This is a genomic window from Coleofasciculus sp. A1-SPW-01, assembly GCF_040217205.1.
GTDB lineage: Bacteria > Cyanobacteriota > Cyanobacteriia > Cyanobacteriales > Coleofasciculaceae > Coleofasciculus > Coleofasciculus chthonoplastes_A.
The window spans coordinates 23,483-43,632 of record NZ_JAVJNP010000021.1; the positions used below are offsets into that span (position 1 = coordinate 23,483).

Sequence of the window (20,150 nt, forward strand, 5' to 3'; positions counted from 1 at the left end):
GTTGGGCGGCTCAAGGGGTTCTCCCTGGGAGCATCCCAATTTGGCACGTTGCCTCTTTGAATGGGACTGAAACCTTTGCAATTGCGTTAGTTGAGATAATGCTTTGTCCAAAACGGGATGCTCCCTTCTCCCTGAATAATCTGGGTTAACTCGCGGCGACTGCGATTTGCCTCATACCAAAACGAGCACCAGAAAGTAAATAATACAAAAATCGGTAGTCCTAAAAACAGCAAGCCTTCAACTCTAACCCCATCCCCCGAAGAAATGCTCCACAGAAATAGTGGGATAGTGGCGCTGTACCAGGTTAAGTACCAAAACACTAAGAACCCAATAACCAAAGGATGTAACCTCATCGTGATGCGAATCACCGTTCCCTGAGATCCCGATTCAAATCGCCCTCGGATTGTGGGTAAAAATGAGTTTTGGTAATGAATAATTCGCCGCACCTCAAACCCATCACTAGAAATTCTTCCGGTATAGGGTGCATGGTTACGAGAAAAAGTCCAGCGAAATGTTTTGGGCGCTTCAATGTGAGCATTGAGCTTATCAATAACATCCGGTAATGGCTCGTGAGTTTGAATGGTAAAGGCATTGTCGGGTAGGATGGGCATGGGTTGAACCCTTAAGAATTAAAGGCTTTATTTTGACCTGAATGGGTCATTAATTCATCTGGATTTAATGCTTGGTGTTGCACCCGTTCCGGACGTCCCATCCCCGTTGTTATCGCATAATATTGGGCTAACAGTCGCAACCATAGGGCGGGATAATGCTTTTCAATCCAGGGTTGTAAGCGGCGAATCAGATTCGGGAACCACCCTTTAAGGAATCCACTCACTATAGCATTGCGAGTAAACGTGAAGTAACTACCTATCCAGCGTAAGAAATCCTTTGTCCCTGCCATGTCCCAAATCCAAAAAATCAGGGCAGGATTACGTCTGGCTGCTTTTAATGCTAGTCGGTTGAAGGTTAACCAATCAAAACGATCTTTAATAAACGTATCAGCAACCTCTGGCGGTTCATCCGCTAAAAGCCCAAAGAAGGTATTCAGCATGGCATTAACCCGTTGGGGAGGCAAATGACGCCCGGTTGGCACCATCATGCCTTTGGAAAAGAGCCAAGTGACCGCAACATTGCTTTGATGAGCGCGAATTTGGTTTAAATCGTTGGCAGTTAGGAGATTATGGCGTAGGGCGGTATCGAGTAAGTCGGTTAACCGATATAGGTTACGCACAAGGGAACCAAATCCGGTAAACACCAGAGGCGATTGTAGGGAAGCCGCATCCCCAATGGCAACCAGCCGATCAAACGCCACCGTGCGATCGCGACTGCTGATGCTAAAGTGTCCAGGAATATAGCCGAATGTTGGTTTCTTCCACACCAATTTTTCCATGTCGCAGCGGCGGTACTCTGGCAGAATTGTAAAAAAGTCTTCATACATTTCTAATAAAGAGCCAGGGTTCTCAGGATGCACCTGATGGTAATGGAACAAATAGATCGTCAAGTCCTCCCCCGCCCCCGGAAACAGTTCCCAAATCAACTGCCGTCCCCGGGAAATGTCGCCGTGGCTATTGAGAACGTCTCCATAGTTAGAATCCCACACCCCTGGCTCAAACCCACTGGCAATCACCGCACCGACGGTGGGGCAGACGCTATCAAACGCCCTGCCCCCATTCAGTTGCCAAGCGATGGGGGAAGCGGTGCCCATGGCATCGACTAAAAGTCGTCCTCTGGCTTGTCGAGGGGTTTGGCTGGGCAAATGCTGTAGACTGACGACAACTTCCTCTGGCGTGATCTCTGCCCGGATAAACTCCGTCTCATCCCAGATGTCACCGCCGGCTTTTTGTAACTTTTCTCCACATAAATGTAACAATTTCTCTGAATCAATTGCCACATTGAGTACTGTTGGTGTATGTAGTACAGGTGCTTTTAGATGAGGAGGATTGTTGCCATCAAAGAATTTGTTGAAGCCATCAATATATTCTCTGGCGATCATGGCTTCAAACTCATCGGGCGTAAATAACCCCAAATCGATGAGACTCTGAAACTCAGCCCGGGAAATATTCCATTCTCGGTTCATGCGCCCAAAGGGTAATCGTTCTACCAGTAGAACTCGATACCCCCGTTGTGCCATCACGGCGGCGTGAATGACTCCCAGGGCGCCACCGATGTAAATCAGGTCATAGGTTGAATTGGAGTAGCTGTGTCCTCGAAGCTGTGTTGGTTCCTCGGTTGTCTTAAACACAACCTGTTTAGGCTGCTGTGGATTCCGCACCCCTTCGCGCCATCGTTTTTCCCACCAATAGACGCGGTTGAGGTCATATTCCCCTTTGGGCATTTTTTGGAAGAAATGAACCGTCTGGGGATAATAGGGCGCTAGCGCCTCAAAGATCGACTGTTGCGATAAATCGACCTCTGGGGGTTCAGGATAGCGATAGGGAAACTGACGGCGTAAATCCCCTGTCAGCTTCTGGAGTAATTGCCGTTCTCCCGCGATCGCGCGATCGCAACAGCGAAAGGCTTTCAAGTAGGTGGTTCGCTGCACCGACCAAACAAAAATGGAGATTTCCGGAATCGGGACGTAAATCGGTGTAGATGAATTGGCTGAAGACGCATGTTCAATTTGTACCAGGATTCCATCCGGGGTTATCGTTTTCTTCCCCAGCTCAAAGTACCAGTCCTGCTGCAACCAGGTGCGAACAGCGTCGGTATCGGGGTTCGGTATTTCTACGTAGAGAAGTTCTTTCATCTGAGTGATCTGATTCGCTGAGGAATTACGCAAGATGACGGAGGTGACTTGAAGCAAAATACGCTACACTTCCGGATACTGATTGGTTTAATATTAGTAAAAAAAGTTTACACTCTTCTCATTTTCGGTAAATTAGGGTGCTTTTGTTAACTCGCCATGAATTATCCCATCCCAGTTAGTCCCCAAGAAATGACGGCTCTCCGTCAAAAACCAGTGAACGAAGAATTAGTAGCAGCGGCAATTGCCGGTGTCATTCAGATTGCCCGTTCTCAAGGACAGTCCTTAGACGAGCTTACCGCTGAAGTGCTAGCGGAAGATAGTGTCTTAGATCAGGCACAACGACGCTGGCTTAGTGATATTGTCGCCCAAGCCTGGAACATTCTGCCATCCATAGAGGCGGTGGGGAGTATCTCGGTTTCTTGAGGATATCAAGCGGTGTCAATCATCGCTTGACCCCAGGTTGCGATCGCGTCATTATTGTAATTCTAGTGTTGACGGCTGACTGGTGGCTGATGACTGGTGGCTGTTGACAGTTGATTAGTGGGTATTTGCCGCCTATTTTGTCACGGTTCGGTAGTCAGGGATGCGAGCCTAGAGTTTGTTGGGTTTCATACCTCAACCCAACCTACAACATGAAACTACTACAATAACGACACTCATCACTGGACGTTAATTGTACCGACTACTTTAACCATGATTTCTCAGCCGGAAGCCAGAGAACTGATTCGCCTCGCCACCTTAGCACCATCGGGTCACAACACCCAACCCTGGAAATTTTCTATTGATACCAATACTATCCGTATTTACCCGGACTATTCCCGTCGTCTACCTATAGTAGACCCTGATGACCATGCGCTGTTTATCAGTTTAGGTTGTGCTTTGGAAAATCTGTTGATTGCGGCACAGCATAGCGGTTTCAACGGCGATGTTGAGTATTTTCCTGATGGAGAAGCCCAAGATTGTTTGCTGGTTCATTTACACCCCAATTCCCATCCTCCGGATACAGCCCTGTTCCACACTATTTCTAAACGTCAATCCACTCGTTGCGCTTATGATAGTCGGAAAATCCCTCGAACAGATTTAGAAGAGTTGGAAAAGGCAAATACTCAAGACGGGATTCAGTTAAGAGTATTTACGGAGGCTGACGATATTGAACAGATTACTGACTTGGTTAAACAAGGGAATCGCCACCAGTTTAATGATCCGGCGTTTGTTAATGAACTCCTTTCCTGGATTCGCTTTAATCAGCATGAAATAACCTCACATCAGGATGGCTTAATTGCGGCAGCTTTAGGTTTTCCGCCTGTATCCATACCTCGCTGGTTGGGTCAAACCCTGATGAAAGTATTAGCCCCTCCAGAAGGTGAAGCGAAGCGGTGCGAAAAACTGATTCAGAGTTCCTCAGCACTGATGTTATTTATTGCCCAAAAGCATGATAAAAAATATTGGGTAAATTTGGGACGCAGTTTCCAGCGTGTGGCTCTCACAGCAAGTTCGTTGAATATTAAACACGCGCACATTAATATGCCCTGCGAAGTGTTAGATGTGCGACGGCAATTCCAGAACTATTTGGGATTAGAGGAAGCACAACCCCTGTTACTACTACGGATTGGTTATGCTCAAGCCATGCCCACTTCACCGCGTCGCCCCCTTGAGGAGGTGCTGATAGATGGGGGTTGAGTTGGATTGCACAGGTGTAGAAGGTAAATGGCAGAGGGCTTCAAGGGAAAAGTACGCACGGGATAAAGGGGATTCCTGAAGCAGATGTGGTATCACACTATCCGGACGATTATGAGGGATAAAGGTAGATCCGAATAGTACACTGTTGAGGAAAAATTCGGTCAAGAAACTGGGTTTCTTTGGGTGAAAGGTTAATATGGCGTCGTCATCCTCACGAGAAACCCGGTTTCTAGGAATACTTAACCGACGCTCTAGATAGGGGCTGCTGAATAAGTATTGTGGTGGGGGTAGGGAGCAGGGGAAGCAGGGGAAGCAGAGGGAGCGGGGGAAGCAATGATACATTTTCCCTGATAATGGTGCAAAGGTATGAAAGGGTTTTATCCTTTTTCTTTGAAGATGAGCCAATGTTCATGCTACTCAAAGCTTTGGTAGCCAAGGGTTTCGGTCTTGTGCAGCAAGCCCTAGATAAGCTAAAGCGTTTGCCAAGGTATTTTTCTTTGTCCAGTAAAATATATCTTAATTAAAGATTTCATAAAAAATTAGCAATTGAGTGAATTTTCTGATGGCTTCAGGAACTGACTAAGCTAGCATGAGATTAACCTGGATAACCCCAACGTTATGTTTAAAGCCCGTACTCTGGTTAAATTCCTGCTCATTTTTTTACTGACGGTCTTTATTTTAACCTTTAATTGCCTTCACTATTGGATGTTCGGTGTCTTCAATGTTTTGGGTCAAGACTCTCTAGCAGGAAATCAGTACAATTACGGAGAAGTCTTACAAAAAGCGGTCTATTTTTATGATGTTCAGCGATCCGGAAAACTGCCTGCCAATAATCGGGTGGAATGGCGGGGGGATTCGGCATTAACTGATGGTGCAGATAATGGGATTGACTTAACCGGAGGCTGGTATGATGCCGGGGATCATCTAAAATTTGGCTTTCCCATGGCAGCTTCAACTACGCTTTTGGCTTGGGGCGTGATTGAATACGAAGACGCTTACAAACAAAGTGGTCAATATAATGCCATGCTGGATAATTTACGCTGGGTTAATGACTATTTTATTAAAGCTCATCCTGCACCAACAGTGTTGTGGGGTCAGGTGGGTAAAGGAAGTTTAGATCATGGGTGGTGGGGAGCAGCGGAGGTGATGCCGATGGAGCGTCCTTCCTATAAAATTGATGCCACTTGTCCGGGTTCTGATTTAGCTGGAGAAACCGCCGCCGCGATGGCAGCTTCAGCTATGGTTTTTCAAGCAACCGATGCGAATTATGCCCAAACTTTGCTCAAACATGCCCAGGAACTCTACGACTTTGCTGAGCAATATCCGGGCAATTATTCCGATTGTATTACCGAGGCGGCGGAGTATTATCAATCCAGTGGGTATACCGATGAACTGGTTTGGGGTGCAGCATGGCTTTATCGAGCTACACAAATACCGGAGTATTTACAAAAAGCTGAAGCCTATTATGAGCAGTTAAGGGATCAACCTAATGCGACTCTCGCTTATAATTGGACGCATACCTGGGATGATAAATCTTATGGCAGTTATGTCTTATTAGCCGAATTAACCGGGAAAACCAAGTATCGACAAGACGCCGAACGTTGGTTAGACTATTGGTGCGATCGCTGTCAGTGGCAACACGTCTCCTATACTCCAGGAGGACTGGCTTGGCTGGATGAATGGGGTTCGTTAAGATATACGGCAAAAACTGCATTTTTAGCCTTTATTTATGGGGACTCAGTAGACTCGGCTTGGACGCGACGAAAATATCATGCCTTTGCCGAACGGCAGATTAATTATATGTTAGGATCGAATCCAGATCAGCGCAGTTATGTGGTCGGATTTGGCAATAACCCACCCAGACAACCCCATCATCGAACAGCCCATGGTTCTTGGGCAAATAGTAAAGAAATTCCAGAAGAAACGCGACATATTTTGTATGGCGCTTTAGTTGGCGGACCGGATCAGGAGGATAATTACATCGATGAACGGTCTAATTTTCAGATGACTGAAGTTGCCACAGATTATAATGCCGGATTTACGGGTGCTGTGGCGAAACTTTATCAGAAATATGGGGGTAAACCCTTAGCCAATTTTCCGGAACCAGAACAACGAAGTGATGAATTTTTTGTCGAGGCGCAAGGGAATCAACTGAGTGATAATTTGATGGAGGTTCAAGCTACCATTTATAACCAATCCGCGTGGCCCGCCCGGATTATTCCTAATTTATCGTTTCGCTATTTTATTGATAGTAGTGAGGTGATAGAAGCCGGAGGAAACCCAAGCGATATCAAAGTTAATGCTAATCCTGAATCGGGAATAACGGTATCTGGACTTAATCCTTGGCAAAATTCGCCAACGATTTACTACATTCAGGTGGATGTAGATGGGACACAACTCTATCCTGGAGGAGAAGCTTATTATAAAAAAGATGTCCAATTGCAGGTGAATACGCCGACAGGTATCTGGACTATGACTAATGATTGGTCGTACCAAGAGATATTAGAACAAGCCGGGAAGGGCAAACGTACTCATATTCCGGTTTATAATAGTGGACAATTAATTTGGGGAGTTGAACCGCCACAAGATGGGTGAAATAGTTTTGATGCTTCACGACTTTCGAGGGTATAGTGCGTGAGTGTGTAGGGGCGGGTTTAGGGACTTTCGTGCAGCTATTGATAATAACATTTGTACAAAACCCGCCCTGACTTGAGTCGGGTCGCTCTCTCCTTAAACCTTTAGGTGATTAATCTTTTAGGGATTAAAGGTGCGTCTACAGATTAAAATCTGTAAATGAATAGGATGGAATAATCTCATGAAAATCGATAGACGTTTCTTCCTCGGTTGGGCAATATCGATGGTGTATGGATTCTGGGCTAAAGGACAAGCGCAAACGGTAAACCCAGATAACCCAAGTAAACTTTTGATTAATCAAGTTGGATATTCACCAACCCATCCTAAGGTAGCCTTTTTACTCAATTCCAATTTTTCTACCACCAATCCCGTCCAATTAATTAACGTCCGAAATAACCGTCCGGTTTTCGAGACTGAGTTGTCAGCGCCGAGACAAGATACAGCCAGTCAAGATAGTATCCAACGGATTGATTTCACCTCATTCAACCGCCCCGGACGCTATTATCTGAAAATTGGAGAGATTCAGTCTTATCCCTTTGAGATTGGTCAGGCTATTTATCAAGATGCTTTCAACAAAATGCTACGTTCCTACTATTTACAACGCTGCGGGGTAGCCATACGAGATTCTATTAATGGAATTGGTCATTCTCCTTGTCATTTAAATGATGGCACCTTTGCCCATACCGATGATATGCATCGGGCGGGTGAAATGAAACGCGCCCAAGGGGGTTGGCATGATGCGGGCGATTTTGGTAAATATGTGGGACCAATAGCGGTAACGGTGGGTCGTTTATTAAGTTTATATGAGCAATATCCGTCGCTATTTTCTGACCGCCAATTGATGATTCCTGAAAGTGGAAATGGCAGACCCGATTTGCTGGATGAAATGAAGGTGGGATTGGATTGGATGCTGACGATGCAACGGCGCGATGGTGCAGTTTATCGCAAGCTTTCGGGGAAAGAATGGCCCCCCATGATTCTACCGAATGAAGATATCCAACCGCGTTATATTTATGGAATTTCCACACCAGAAACAGCGAAGTTTGCCGCCGCGTTAGCTATGGCAGCGCGAGTATATTCAGACTATGATGTGTTGTTGGCGAAGAATTATTTAAAAGCGGCGCAAAAAGCTTGGGGATTTTTGCAAAATGAGCCCTCAATGCGTGTGGATTGGGTTGAGGGCGATGATAGTGGTTCAGGAAAATATCTAGCTGGGGAATGGGATACGGAAGCGTCGTTAAAGACAGATAAAGATGACCGTTTTTGGGCGGCAGCAGAGTTGTTGATTACGACAGGAGAGGCAAGTTTTGCGGCGTATTTAGAACAAGAGCTTCCTGACTTGCCTTATACTCTATTTGAATGGAAAGATCCCTCGGCTTTGGGGATGGCAGATTATCTGTGGCAACCGCGTCAGCAAGGTTCAGAAAATCTGAAGGTGCAAATGAAGCAGAAGTTATTAGAACGGGCAGATCGTTTACTGGATACGGTGAATCGCAGTGGCTATCGCTTGGCACTGGATAAGTTTATTTGGGCGTCGAATAAGATGGTAGCGGAGGAAGGAATTACCTTGTTTTATGCCTATAAACTGACCGGGAATCAAGCGTATTATCAGGCGGCGGTGGATCAGTTAGATTATTTGTTAGGACGCAATCATTTTAATCTATCCTTTGTTACGGCTGTGGGGTCAAATTCAGTCCGCAATGTCCATCACCGAGTTGCTGTCGCGAAAAAAACGGTGATTCCTGGGTTAATGGTAGGGGGGGCGAATACAGAAGCCCAGGATGGAATTGCTCCGAAAGGATTGGGTCCGCTAAGTTATGTGGATGATCAGCGATCTTATGCCACGAACGAATATGCGATTGATTATAATGCTCCTGCGATCGCACTGATAGGGATGGTGATGGCGGAAGGTTCGTAGTTGCGCTGTCTTCGCGATCGCATCCCGTTGATGGGGATAACAATACCACAATCCCGTAGGGGCGCATAGACGTGCGCCCTAACCGAAGCGCGATCGCATTCCGTTGATGAGGATTGTGATAATAAAAAATTCCCCACAACAATTTAGCTGGGCGGTTAGAAACCGCAGCTACACAAACAAAACCGTTCGTAGTAAGCTGTTCGGCATTTAAACCTTAATGTCAATAATAACGAAATCCTTGTAGTGCGTTTAGCGAAGCCATGCCGCAGGCTTTGCATCTTGCTCGCTACTAATACCCAATTTAAATGCATGACAGCTTAAGTGAGGATTTATTACCAGTGCTGCAAGATAGGAGTTTTATCCATATCATTGAATCAGAAAGGTTGTAGGTTGAGTTGAGTGAAAGCGAAACCCGTTAAAACGGGTTCACAGTCTTAAATTTAGGCTGTAAACTGATTATTGATCATTGGAATAATGCATTTCGCGATGCGGCAAAATTCGGTCATTTTGAGCGCAGCTTAGTTAGTGAATTACTACAAGATTGAGGAGAAGACAGCCGGGTTTGTTGGGCGTGAATTTGTGTTTCAAGCAATAGAGGAATTTCTGACAAGTCAGTCTAGCGGCATCCGTGTAAACTTAAGCCCTGAAGAACCAGGAAATCGCGGAACCAAACGAAACTTTCGTTCCCTTGACAAGGAAATAGAGAAAAACTAGGGTGCGGAAACCCGCGCAGGCGGGTGCAAGTTGGTGTAGCTGTGGTTACCCTACGGGAAGCCGCTGCGCGTCTACAACCGCCCAGACCAGTTAACATTTAGATTCACTATGTCTACAACTCCAATCATCACCCTATTAAGCGACTTTGGCATCAACGATGTCTACGTGGGAGTCATGAAAGGCGTCATCGCCCAAATTAACCCAGCCATCACGATCATCGATCTCACCCACGAGATTCCTAGACAAAACATCGCCGCTGCCCGATTTAACCTGATGAACGCCTATCCCTATTTTCCCGATCGCACCATCCATATCGCTGTAGTTGATCCCGGTGTCGGTAGTCAGCGCCGTGCGATCGCGCTACAAGCGGATGACGGTTTCCTCGTCGGACCTGATAATGGATTGTTTAGCGGTATTTTAACCCAAAGTACGATTGTTTTTGCTGTTGAACTCACTAACCCAGAATTTTGGCGCACCCCCACCCCGAGTCAAACATTCCATGGTCGAGATATATTTGCCCCTGTTGGCGCATATCTTGCCAGTGGTGTTTCCTTAGACGAGTTGGGATCAGTGATCGAACCCAGCACTCTGGTACAATTGCCAATTCCGGAACTAACCACAACCGCGACTGGGATCACCGGTTCTATCCAGTATATTGACCATTTCGGCAACCTAATCACCAATATTCCCGCTGCTGACGTGAGGGGAAAAATGGGGTCTGTCACCGTCAACCAACGCCAGATCCCCACGGGTCAAACCTATAGCGATCGCCCCCTCGGAGAACTGATCGCCCTAATTGGGAGTCACGGTTGGGTTGAAATTGCTGTGAATGGCGGTAGCGCTCAATCTGAGTTGCAGTTAGAGTTAGGAAATAGGATAGATGTGGCTGTCGCCACTGAAATCAAAGGTTAAATTATATGAGGGAGATGAGGGAGGGTTTAGTCACATCTGGGTGAATTCAGAAACGATAATCGTGAAACCCACCCCTACAACCTTCAAAACTTAAAACTTTCCCAGCCCCTTCCTGGTATTGAGAGGAGATGAGATAAACATGGTATTACAGCAACAATGGGACTCTGAGGTGTACCAGGGTCAATTTGGCGAATTTACGATTACCGACAGCGATCGCGTAGGGGTTATTGTATACCGAACTAGCCTGATGATCGCGGCATTGAGTTTTGCGATCGGTAGTGGTTTGGTCTTGTGGCAACTGGATAATCCCACCATTTTAACCGCCCTCACGCCCCTGTATGGCTTGTTCTGTGTAGCGTTAGGCGTAAGTTTGGCAACGATTCATATCTATTTAGCCCCCCTACACCGCCTCCTACAACTGTTTTGGGGAATTGGCACGATTGCGGCTGGCTGGTTCGCCATCCAGAGTAGCGAACCCCTCGCCCTTTTCGTGTATAACCAACCCGTTACCCTGTTCGGGATTGGCTTTGTGTTTGTGGCGTTAACCGGGATTTACTTTAAAGAAGCCTTTTGTTTTAACCGCTTTGAAACCAAACTGCTGACTCCCTTAGTACCCGTCTTGTTACTGGGACATTTAGTTAATATGTTACCCGCCACGGCGGAACAGGTGCTTTTAGGACTTTGGACAGTTCTATTTTTAGTCTTTGCGGTGCGTAAGGCAATGCAGCCAATTCCCCCTGACATTGGCGATAAGTCAGTGTTTGCCTATCTTAAACAACAACGGGCGGCTCAATCCTAAGGATTAGGGTATAATAACCGATGAGCTTGCCAGGAAAAGTTGCCATTGTTACCGGAGGCGGACAAGGGATTGGTAAGGCGATCGCGAAAGCCTTCTTAGAACAGGGGATGAATGTCGCGATCGCAGAAATTGATCCAGAAGCCGGAACAGCTACAGCCGCCGAGTTTCAACCCCTTGGTGCAATTCAATTTATTCAAACGGATATTTCCAATGAAGAGTCCGTGAAACAGGCGATTCAAGCCACCCAAAATCAATGGGGCAGAATCGATGTCTTGGTCAATAATGCGGCGATTGCCAATCCCGAAAATCCGCCAATCACAGAACTCAGTTTAGACGATTGGAATCACAAGCTAACGACTAATCTAACTGGGGCATTTCTTTGTACCAAATATACTGTTCCCTATCTCAAGCAAAACCAAGGCATAATTATTAATATTGCTTCGACTAGAGCGTTTATGTCTGAACCGAATACAGAAGCGTATGCGGCGGCTAAAGGCGGAATTGTCGCCTTAACTCATGCCCTCGCCATTAGCCTCGGTCCAGATATTCGAGTCAATTGTATTAGTCCAGGATGGATAGATGTTAGTGAATGGCAAAAGCCCTCAACTAGACATCAACTCCAATTAACCCCCCAGGATCATCAACAACATCCGGCGGGTAGAGTGGGCAAACCCGAAGACATTGCCGCATTTGCTGTTTATCTCGCCGCTTCTCCAGCCACATTTATCACGGGTGCGAATTTTGTCATTGATGGCGGGATGACCCGGAAAATGATGTACTCGTAAAAAAAGAGCGGCAGTTTTCTAACCGAATTATTTAAGGCGTAATGTTTTGATAGTCCTAAAAAATGCGCCATCATTTGAGTATAAATCTAATCCTATTTCTAACTTTGTAATTGCCAATTATTAGGTAAGTTAACTCAATTATCGGCGGTGCTTTACCACTCTAAATCTTAAGAAAATTATCATGGTAATAGTCATCATTATAAATTGCCTGATAGCCGAGGTTTTCCCTGTTGTGCTATCCGCTCAATTTTTCTCACCACTAACGCGGTTACAACTGAGTTCCCTACTTGCCTCAAAGCCCTCTACATTCCCCTTAGAATCCATCAACGTCTTTCCACCTCCTCTAGGGGACATGATTGAAACGCGATGTCGAGAAGTCCCGACTGGTGTTGGTATTCCCGCCTTTCAGCCAGGAATTACCAAAGAAGATGTGATGCGTTTATTAGGCGCTCCCACCGGAACCGCACGCGGTTATTGGCCCAATACTCGTGCTGTTTTCTATGAATTAATACCGGATCAGATTAGCTTAGGTTTCCTGTTTGACCGAAATTCTCTACGAATTCGACAAACCGAAGCCTCCTTTACGGCTGAAGTGGATTCTCAGACAGTATTGTTGACATTGAATGGAATGTTAGGGTGCAAGCTGAACCAGCAAATCCAACAGGGATTAGAACAAGTGTGGCAACGTCAATCTCGGCAGTTTTCCTTTCAGCTAGACTATCTCGAAGGCGTGATTGAACGCCAACAAGAGGGACGAATCTATATCGGGATTTGGGAAGAAGATTTACATTGAAAGCCGTAAGTCGGTGTTCGTAGTGAGGGCTTCAGCCCTCTCCAGCTAGGCGGAGCGAGAACTAAAGTTCTCACGACAAACAAAGCCCTATTTTAGCTGGGTCATACCAGTAGTGGCGTGACTAAACTAAAATGGTGAAATAGATTTTACTCGAATCCATCCCTCATCTGATCATGATTCGTCTGCCCACCCAATCCAATCCCCCACCTTTCCCCCGGCAAACCTTGCCGACAATGTATGATTTACCCAGTGATAATCCGGAGGACCCTGGATTGCCCGATGAGTTTCACTTTTTTCAACCTCTGCTACTCCTTTTAACCTTTCAACCCACTAATTGGAATTGGGAGCAGGTGTTTTCTGCCTGCGATTTGAATCTTTATTACGATGTCAATCATACTCACTGGTACAAGCGTCCCGATTGGTTTGGCGTTGTCGGGATTCCGCGCTTGTATGAACAGCGAGATTTGCGCTTAAGTTATGTGATTTGGCAAGAAGAAATTAGTCCCTTTGTGGTGGTAGAGTTATTATCTCCCGGTACAGAGGATGAGGATTTGGGACAGACGGTACAACAAACGGGAAATCCACCCACAAAATGGCAGGTTTATGAACAGATTTTGCGAGTACCGTACTATGTAATTTTTAGCCGCTATACTCATGAGCTTTCCATCTTTCGTTTAATTGAAGGGAATTATCAACAGGTGAATTTAACCGATAATCGGTTTTTCATGCCAGAGTTAGGGTTAAGCTTGGGATTGTGGTCAGGACGGTTTCGTGAGATTAACGGACAATGGTTGCGATGGATGACGCCTTCAGGAGAGTTGATTCCCACGGATAATGAGCAAGCAACTATGGCCCAACAACGGGCGATCGCGGCACAAGAACAAGCTATATTAGCCCAACAACGGGCGATCGCTGCCGAAGAACGCGCCCAACAGGAAGCCCAACTCGCACAATTAGCCCAAGAACGTGCCCAGCAATTGGCGCAACGGTTGCGAGAATTAGGCATTGATCCAGACAATTTATAATTTTTCTGGATACCCCTCTATATTTTGCCAAAGACGTTGCTTCGTCAATAATTCATGCTTTGTTCCCCAAGATATATCACTATCGTAACGGTTTTGATTAAAACTATAGGCGATCAAACCTTGGGGTTTGGTCACCCTAATAATTTCATCCAAAGATTCTTGAGGAGCTAAACCAATGACACCAGCACTAAGAACTGCATCAAAAATGGATAAGTTGGAATTCTGTAAATCCAGGAATTTACTAACTGTATCAGTTAACTTAACTGGTGTTTTTGCGCTGGATTCAATACTCCCCTATGATCCTCATAAGCATTAATTAATCGATCTATAAAAGCCCTGTCTTCAGTCGGATGGGATTGACTCATTAGGATTTCTTAAAAATATGAATGACTAAAAGCCCGAATTCTCTCTTCTGTGTATTCAGCCAACTCCAGTAACCGATCCATGCGTCTTGTTGTATCCTATTAAGGTATAAGTTCTGAAGTTGCCTAAATCACCTAGGAGTACAGACAATGGTTTCAGACTTTTGACCAGGGTAGCGCAGGCGATCGCTCATCCCTTAGCTGTGCTAGCGGAGAAATTGTCCACTCCTAAAGGCTAACCGTTCCCAGGTATCGGTTGAGTTAAACCCTTTTGCTATAGTCAATTCAGCAAGTTATCCTATCTGTTTTCTCCCAATGGAGTCAGCCGTCTATTGTTGAAGATATCAGCAATGAAGGCATACTACCATGGAAAAAAATGATATTGGCGTCATCCTCATTGGACTCGCGATGATTACCGCGACTCTCGTCTATTTCGACAGAGCCTCAAATTTAGAGGTGAAAATAGCCCTCAATATACCCAGTAATTTGTTATCGAGGATACAAAACCCTATCCAAACTGGATTATGAGTATTGATTTACACCAGTATTTTTGATACGATCACCAATAATTATTTTTTCAATTGAAATTGACCAAAAAGTCGGTGGATTAAATGTATTTCTCGTTCAGAGTCCCCCAAAAGATTCAAGCAAGATACATTGACTTAGGCTAGAACCAGATAAATTTGTTCGAGCAATTGACTCATGGAATAGGAACGTCCGGGCAAAATTTTAGTAGCAAGGCTTTGCAATTGCGACTCGAATTCTATCATTATCTGATCTGACTCAGAAACTCCAACATTGAGGGATAAATCGGGCAATCGATGATCCAGAAAAAGAATCGGGGGTCGATTGGGTATCTGACTCAACGATCTTAATCCTTGAACCACGCCTGAATAATCCCGAATATCTTTGATCCGAATCAACAGTACATCAACCATTTGTTGTTGAAGTTGATGGTAGACATCTGACCAACAGTGGGATAATAGACTCCTAAATCCAGTCGCTTGTAGATATTGAATCAATGCCCGTAGCCAAGGGGTGTAAGGTGTGACAGGATTCGTGTTGAAGCCATTGGGACTAATCCCTTGAGTGTCGCCCAGATCAAAAATGAGAAGGCTTGACTTGCGACTCACTCCCGCCGCAATTTGAATCACTTCCAGCAGTGTGGTAATTTTCTGGGGGTTATCCGGTGCTAAACAAGGATAGACAGAAAGACCGATCGCTTGATTGGCAGCTTGCGTGGTTTGATGATCCAGGGTAATCAGGGGTAGATCCGCTAATGTGGGATATAACAAATAGGTTTTAAAGTAACCTGGGGCATCATTGATCCCAGCCCCATCCAGCAAAACGATATCTGGATGCCAAACCCGCGCCAATAATTCTGCTTGTTCTAAATCATCAGCTTCCAATACCCGGTATCTTAGATCTGAATGTTGGCAACTGAGTATATCAGTTAACTGAGAAATTAGTCTTGACGATTCCGGGGGAACCTCGACTAACCCCGCACTGACATAAAGCAGCGTTAGTACCTGAGTGGCGGGAGGCTGATGTTTACCCAAGTGGATCAGACTTGTCGCTAATGCTTCCTCTTGAACCGGTAAACTTAAGAAGCCATCGGCGTTATTTTGATCAGCCTGTTCTTTTTCAGCTTGAGTCGCTGTCACTAAGATGGGGATGTGACGGGTTGGCAGATCAGACTTAAGTAATGTCAGTACATCCCAACCCGAAACTTGTGGGAGAAGAGGATTGAGTAAAATGATGCTCGGTTGTAAGCTACGAGCTTTGGAAAGTGCTTCTGGACCAGAACGAGCATTGACTACCCAGTAGCCTAACTGTTTTAGCTGCACCGTCAGGCTTTCTAGATACCGGGGTACAGTTTCGACAATTAACACCAAGCGGTTACGATTGGGGGATGGGACGTTGGTGTTTGTCTGTCCCCAGTCCTCAGTCTCTGCCAAATCTTTGCCAGAAGGAGGACAGGGGGGAAGGAGCAGGGTAAACTCGCTACCGTTGCCGTTTTTAGAGATAAACGAGATATCTCCTCCATGCAAGCGAGCCAAGCGTTGGGTTAAGACTAATCCTAACCCTGTCCCCTCAAACTGACGAGTGAGCGGTTCTTCCAACTGCTGGAATTTCTGGAAAATCAAGTGCTGCTTGTCTTCGGGAATGCCAATCCCTGTGTCCCAGATGGTAAAGGCTATCCAGCCATCTTGATTGTTAACCTTTAAACCTACGGTGTTTTGGCTATCAGTAAATTTGAGTGCATTGGATAGCAAGTGTGCCAGCATTTGCCGCAGCCGCAGTTGATCGGCAATGATGGTGTCTAGACCGGGTTCGATGTCTAACACAAAGGAGATGTCGGGGGTTGCGCCTTCGTGGTTGGGATTGTTGTCTGAGTAGACTTGGAGTGCTTGTTGATAAGCGCGATCGCACAGGCTTTGAATCTGCACTGGTTCTAACGTCAGTTCAAGCTGACCCGTTTCCATGCGCGTTAGATCCAGAATATCATTGACCACTGCCATCAGTTGACGCCCATTTTGGTAAATCAACCGAGCATAACGCGCTTGACGCTCATTGAGTTCGCCTAATAACTGGTCTTTGAGCAGGGTTGATAATCCTAAAACGGCGGTGAGTGGCGTCTTCAGTTCATGGCTAATACAGGCTAAAAACTCGTCTTTCAGGCGGTTGAGTTGGACTAAATCCGCATTTTTGGCAGTCAGTTCTTGGGCGACTTGCTGTTGAGTCGTCGCGTCTTGCGCCATGACTAACCAAAGCTGTGAATTAGGGGGATTGAGGGTATTTTTCGGGATCGTTGGGTTGGCTGTATCGGGTTGGGTACAGACGTGCCATGGTGTATCTTTCCATGGTGTGTCTTTCCAATCCTCAGTTGTCAATTCGGGGAACAACGAGGGAGGTAGAGGCATTTTGGTCAACACAAACTGGCGATCCTGGATTTTTTTCGTCATTTCTAGGGTTTCCCCATCCCTGTGTGAGTCTTGAGGATACTGAGATGTTGCTGGAGACTCAAGTTCTGGATGTTGAGCATGGGGTGTCATGAGGTGAGTGCGATCGCCTGCACAGTCAAAACCCATCGCTCTAGGGGAAGTGAATGTTGGCTGAGTTTGATCACCAACCCCCCAAGTTACTGGCTTCTCCCTACTGTTGAGCGGTTTATGGGTGGGGTTCGGTTCAGCTACCGCTAATGGTTCTGTCACCTGAGGATTTGTCTGCCCATTGGCACAGTAGCGGGTTGAGTCGGGCTGAGTGTTATGACTGAGGATACCTACATTGGAGGGTGATTCAACCGAGGTTGATTCTATCCCAGTTGGCTGCTCCCAGGATAACCCTATCTGCTGACGCCAAGCCCGATTTTCAGACAAGACTTGCCCGGTTGCGGTTTGTAAACTCAGGGGGAGTGGTAGTTGTTCGAGGAGTTGGATTAAGGGTGATTGGGGATTGGGGAACCCTTCGCGACTATCGAGGGAATGGTTTGTCGGGGCGGGTAATGAAACTTTCTTTTGGCTATTGATGGTAGCGTTTGTGCAGAACCCGCCCTGACGTAGAGACGTTGCATGCAACGTCTCTACATCCTCAGTCTGGGGTTTAGGCGCTAGAAATTTCAATAATTGCCAGCTATTGAGCAGTCCCAAAAAGCTACCATTGGGTTCGACTAATGCCCATTGTCTGGAACCTTCCGGGTAGGGAATGGTGGATGTATCGAAGGGTGTGTCTGGTCTTCCCCTACCCAAGTCGGTTAAGATAGTCCAGAACTGGCTGATTGTCAACGATGCTGGTAGAATCTCTAGGGGTTCAATTACAGAGGGTTCCAATTCCGAGAGCCGTTGAGAGAAATCTCTAGTTGCGGTTGTTCCTAGAGTTGCTGCTGACGTCGCCCCGGTCAGGAGATGGGGCATAACCTGTCGCAGATTCACGACTCCCAGAGGATAGTGCTGCTCACTGACCACAACAATCGAGTCACTCCCTGATGCGTGAAAAATCTCCAGTAGGGCAGTTAGATCAGTGGTTTGGGAACAAATCGGAACAGAAGCAGCACATTCTTTTAAACTGGGAGTTGACATGGATATGACCAATTAGCTCAAATCAGGGGAAGCGGCTAGGTCGCAGGCTATAAATTATTAAGTTGCCCATAAGCCGAATAGCGCCAGGGACTTGCTCCCCTGACCAGCACAACCACCGCTCTAGTTCAATTATTGCGCTGGATGGGGGGGGGGAAGAGCAAAATGCTTACAATTACTTACAATTCTTAGAGTACTTAACGTAATGTTAATTAACTTTAGAAAAATTTTGTTAAAATACGTTACAGTCGAGAACTTCAACTCGGCAATTGGTAAGGTTGTTTTTCAACATTAAAGTTCTATCGTTTTGCATCCTCAACTGTCAATTGGTATTTTTGTTCGTTCCCCAGCCCTGGCGCAGTCACTGAGCCAGGTTTTAAGTGGCGATCGCTATGTTTTATCGATCACGAACTCAGCCTCTGAGTTTCTGGAGTTCGTGGAACAAAAACAGCAGCATATCGATTGTTTAGTGCTGCAAGATGACGACTCCTTACCACCCGTTATTAATCAGTTGTACGAACAAGGAACCCTACTTCCTCTAGTTATTTTTCCAAAAGAATCAAAAAACAATGATTTTGTTGTTGTCACAAATGCTCAGTCAAACCCAATTCAGACAACCGTTCGTTGTACTCCAGGGGAGGTGCATTATTTGTTTCACGCCGCTGAAGTGCGACTCGATAGTAGCCAAGTCTCTGACCTAGAACATGCTCTGGAACAGGCAATTACCCAGTTCCTTTCCCTTTCTCCGAACTGCAACTTGCCCACTCTTCTGGCTAATGCGGATAAGAAAACCGAGGAAATTCATCGGGGTTCTTTAATGAAGCAGCAGTATCGGTTATCGGAAAAACTCAAAGAGCGACTGGGATATCTCGGTGTGTACTATAAACGAAATCCTCAGTTTTTCTTTCGCTATTTACCTCAAAATGAAAAAAGTAAACTGATCGAACAGCTTAAGAGTGATTATCGTGACATTGTTTTAATGTACTTCAGTCAAGACACCGCGATTAACCAGTTAATTGATAACTTGGTAAATGAAGCATTTTTTGCCGATATATCCGTTTCTAAAATTGTAGAAATTCACATGGATTTGATGGATGATTTTGCACAACAACTCAAGCTAGAGGGTCGCAGTGAAGATATTCTCACCGATTATCGTCTAACACTGATCGATGTAATTGCTCATTTAGGTGAAATGTATCGTCGCTCGATTCCCAGAGAGTTATAATTATAATTGTGGTATTAGCAATTCGCTCCCGACCCATCAACGTCAACGGTGAACGAATTTCTTCCGGGTTACTTTTAAATTGGCAACTATCCTTCGCTTATTAGTAATGGCTAACCCTATGAGTCCCTTAAAAAAAACTTATGTCCTCAAGCTTTATGTGGCTGGGAATACTCCCCACTCAGTTACAGCATTGAAAACCCTCAAAAATATCCTGGAACAGGAATTTCAAGGGGTTTACGCCCTGAAAGTGATTGATGTTCTCAAAAGTCCTCAACTTGCCGAGGAAGATAAAATTTTGGCGACGCCAACTCTAGCGAAAGTTTTACCCCCTCCGGTGCGAAAAATTATTGGGGATCTGTCTGATCGCGAAAAAGTTTTAATCGGATTGGATCTGCTGTATGAAGAACTTCGGGATGGAGACATAGATTTTTAGGGCAGGTTCAGATTTTATGAGATAATAGCAAATTCGAGATCTATTCTC

Annotated in this window: 17 protein-coding genes; 12 read left to right on the top strand and 5 right to left on the bottom strand. The window is 45.7% G+C overall.

The window, feature by feature from the left end; translation table 11 throughout:
- Positions 1-86 precede the first annotated feature (86 nt).
- Together RH949_RS03750 and RH949_RS03755 are read right to left on the bottom strand one after the other, a co-directional pair.
- A complete protein-coding gene (locus RH949_RS03750; RefSeq protein WP_446351967.1) occupies positions 87-611 on the bottom strand; it encodes a hypothetical protein in 525 nt (174 codons plus the stop codon).
- 11 nt (positions 612-622) lie between these two features.
- A complete protein-coding gene (locus RH949_RS03755; RefSeq protein WP_446351987.1) occupies positions 623-2,746 on the bottom strand; it encodes an NAD(P)/FAD-dependent oxidoreductase in 2,124 nt (707 codons plus the stop codon).
- 156 nt (positions 2,747-2,902) lie between these two features.
- Between RH949_RS03755 and RH949_RS03760 the strand changes: the two genes are divergently transcribed.
- From RH949_RS03760 to RH949_RS03775, 4 genes are all read left to right on the top strand, one after another.
- Positions 2,903-3,169: a hypothetical protein gene (locus RH949_RS03760; RefSeq protein ID WP_006105795.1), complete on the top strand. Its 267-nt coding sequence runs from the start codon at positions 2,903-2,905 to the stop codon at positions 3,167-3,169.
- Positions 3,170-3,439: 270 nt separating this feature from the next.
- The gene (locus tag RH949_RS03765; RefSeq protein WP_446351968.1) at positions 3,440-4,426 is read left to right on the top strand and encodes an Acg family FMN-binding oxidoreductase; all 987 of its coding nucleotides are present in this window, start codon (positions 3,440-3,442) and stop codon (positions 4,424-4,426) included.
- A 618-nt stretch (positions 4,427-5,044) separates the two neighbouring features.
- Positions 5,045-7,021, top strand: a complete 1,977-nt coding sequence (locus tag RH949_RS03770; protein WP_006105830.1) for a glycoside hydrolase family 9 protein — start codon at positions 5,045-5,047, stop codon at positions 7,019-7,021.
- A 220-nt stretch (positions 7,022-7,241) separates the two neighbouring features.
- Positions 7,242-8,978: a glycoside hydrolase family 9 protein gene (locus RH949_RS03775; RefSeq protein WP_446351969.1), complete on the top strand. Its 1,737-nt coding sequence runs from the start codon at positions 7,242-7,244 to the stop codon at positions 8,976-8,978.
- On the opposite strand, the gene RH949_RS03780 is transcribed toward RH949_RS03775, so the two are convergent.
- Entirely contained in the window at positions 8,924-9,115 is a 192-nt protein-coding gene (locus RH949_RS03780) for a hypothetical protein (protein ID WP_157453413.1), read from the bottom strand. The genes RH949_RS03775 and RH949_RS03780 overlap by 55 nt on opposite strands.
- Before the next feature lie 685 nt (positions 9,116-9,800).
- Between RH949_RS03780 and RH949_RS03785 the strand changes: the two genes are divergently transcribed.
- The 5 genes from RH949_RS03785 to RH949_RS03805 all read left to right on the top strand — a co-directional run bounded on the left by RH949_RS03785 (position 9,801) and on the right by RH949_RS03805 (position 14,006).
- Entirely contained in the window at positions 9,801-10,604 is an 804-nt protein-coding gene (locus tag RH949_RS03785; protein ID WP_446351970.1) for an SAM hydrolase/SAM-dependent halogenase family protein, read from the top strand.
- Positions 10,605-10,743: 139 nt separating this feature from the next.
- On the top strand, positions 10,744-11,403 hold the full coding sequence (locus tag RH949_RS03790) for a DUF2301 domain-containing membrane protein (protein ID WP_446351971.1): 660 nt from the start codon (positions 10,744-10,746) through the stop codon (positions 11,401-11,403).
- Between the two features lie 20 nt (positions 11,404-11,423).
- Positions 11,424-12,188 carry a glucose 1-dehydrogenase gene (locus tag RH949_RS03795; protein WP_006105851.1) on the top strand — a complete coding sequence of 255 codons (765 nt, stop codon included), beginning with the start codon at positions 11,424-11,426 and terminating at the stop codon, positions 12,186-12,188.
- Positions 12,189-12,369: 181 nt separating this feature from the next.
- The gene (locus tag RH949_RS03800; RefSeq protein ID WP_044210883.1) at positions 12,370-12,981 is read left to right on the top strand and encodes a hypothetical protein; all 612 of its coding nucleotides are present in this window, start codon (positions 12,370-12,372) and stop codon (positions 12,979-12,981) included.
- A gap of 173 nt (positions 12,982-13,154) precedes the next feature.
- Positions 13,155-14,006: a Uma2 family endonuclease gene (locus RH949_RS03805; protein WP_446351972.1), complete on the top strand. Its 852-nt coding sequence runs from the start codon at positions 13,155-13,157 to the stop codon at positions 14,004-14,006.
- Here RH949_RS03805 and RH949_RS03810 read toward each other — a convergent pair.
- Positions 14,001-14,141 carry a hypothetical protein gene (locus RH949_RS03810; protein ID WP_157453414.1) on the bottom strand — a complete coding sequence of 47 codons (141 nt, stop codon included), beginning with the start codon at positions 14,139-14,141 and terminating at the stop codon, positions 14,001-14,003. The two genes, RH949_RS03805 and RH949_RS03810, sit on opposite strands and share 6 nt — an antisense overlap.
- Before the next feature lie 593 nt (positions 14,142-14,734).
- Here RH949_RS03810 and RH949_RS03815 point away from each other — a divergent pair.
- Positions 14,735-14,896, top strand: a complete 162-nt coding sequence (locus tag RH949_RS03815; RefSeq protein ID WP_006105836.1) for a hypothetical protein — start codon at positions 14,735-14,737, stop codon at positions 14,894-14,896.
- A 134-nt stretch (positions 14,897-15,030) separates the two neighbouring features.
- Here RH949_RS03815 and RH949_RS03820 read toward each other — a convergent pair whose 3' ends face one another.
- Positions 15,031-18,447 carry an ATP-binding response regulator gene (locus tag RH949_RS03820; protein WP_446351973.1) on the bottom strand — a complete coding sequence of 1,139 codons (3,417 nt, stop codon included), beginning with the start codon at positions 18,445-18,447 and terminating at the stop codon, positions 15,031-15,033.
- Positions 18,448-18,751: 304 nt separating this feature from the next.
- Here RH949_RS03820 and RH949_RS03825 point away from each other — a divergent pair, with 304 nt between their 5' ends.
- Positions 18,752-19,669 (top strand): circadian clock protein KaiA, encoded by a 918-nt coding sequence (locus RH949_RS03825; RefSeq protein WP_446351974.1) that lies wholly within the window; start codon positions 18,752-18,754, stop codon positions 19,667-19,669.
- A 118-nt stretch (positions 19,670-19,787) separates the two neighbouring features.
- The gene (kaiB, locus tag RH949_RS03830; protein ID WP_044210886.1) at positions 19,788-20,102 is read left to right on the top strand and encodes a circadian clock protein KaiB; all 315 of its coding nucleotides are present in this window, start codon (positions 19,788-19,790) and stop codon (positions 20,100-20,102) included.
- The last annotated feature ends 48 nt before the right edge of the window (positions 20,103-20,150 follow it).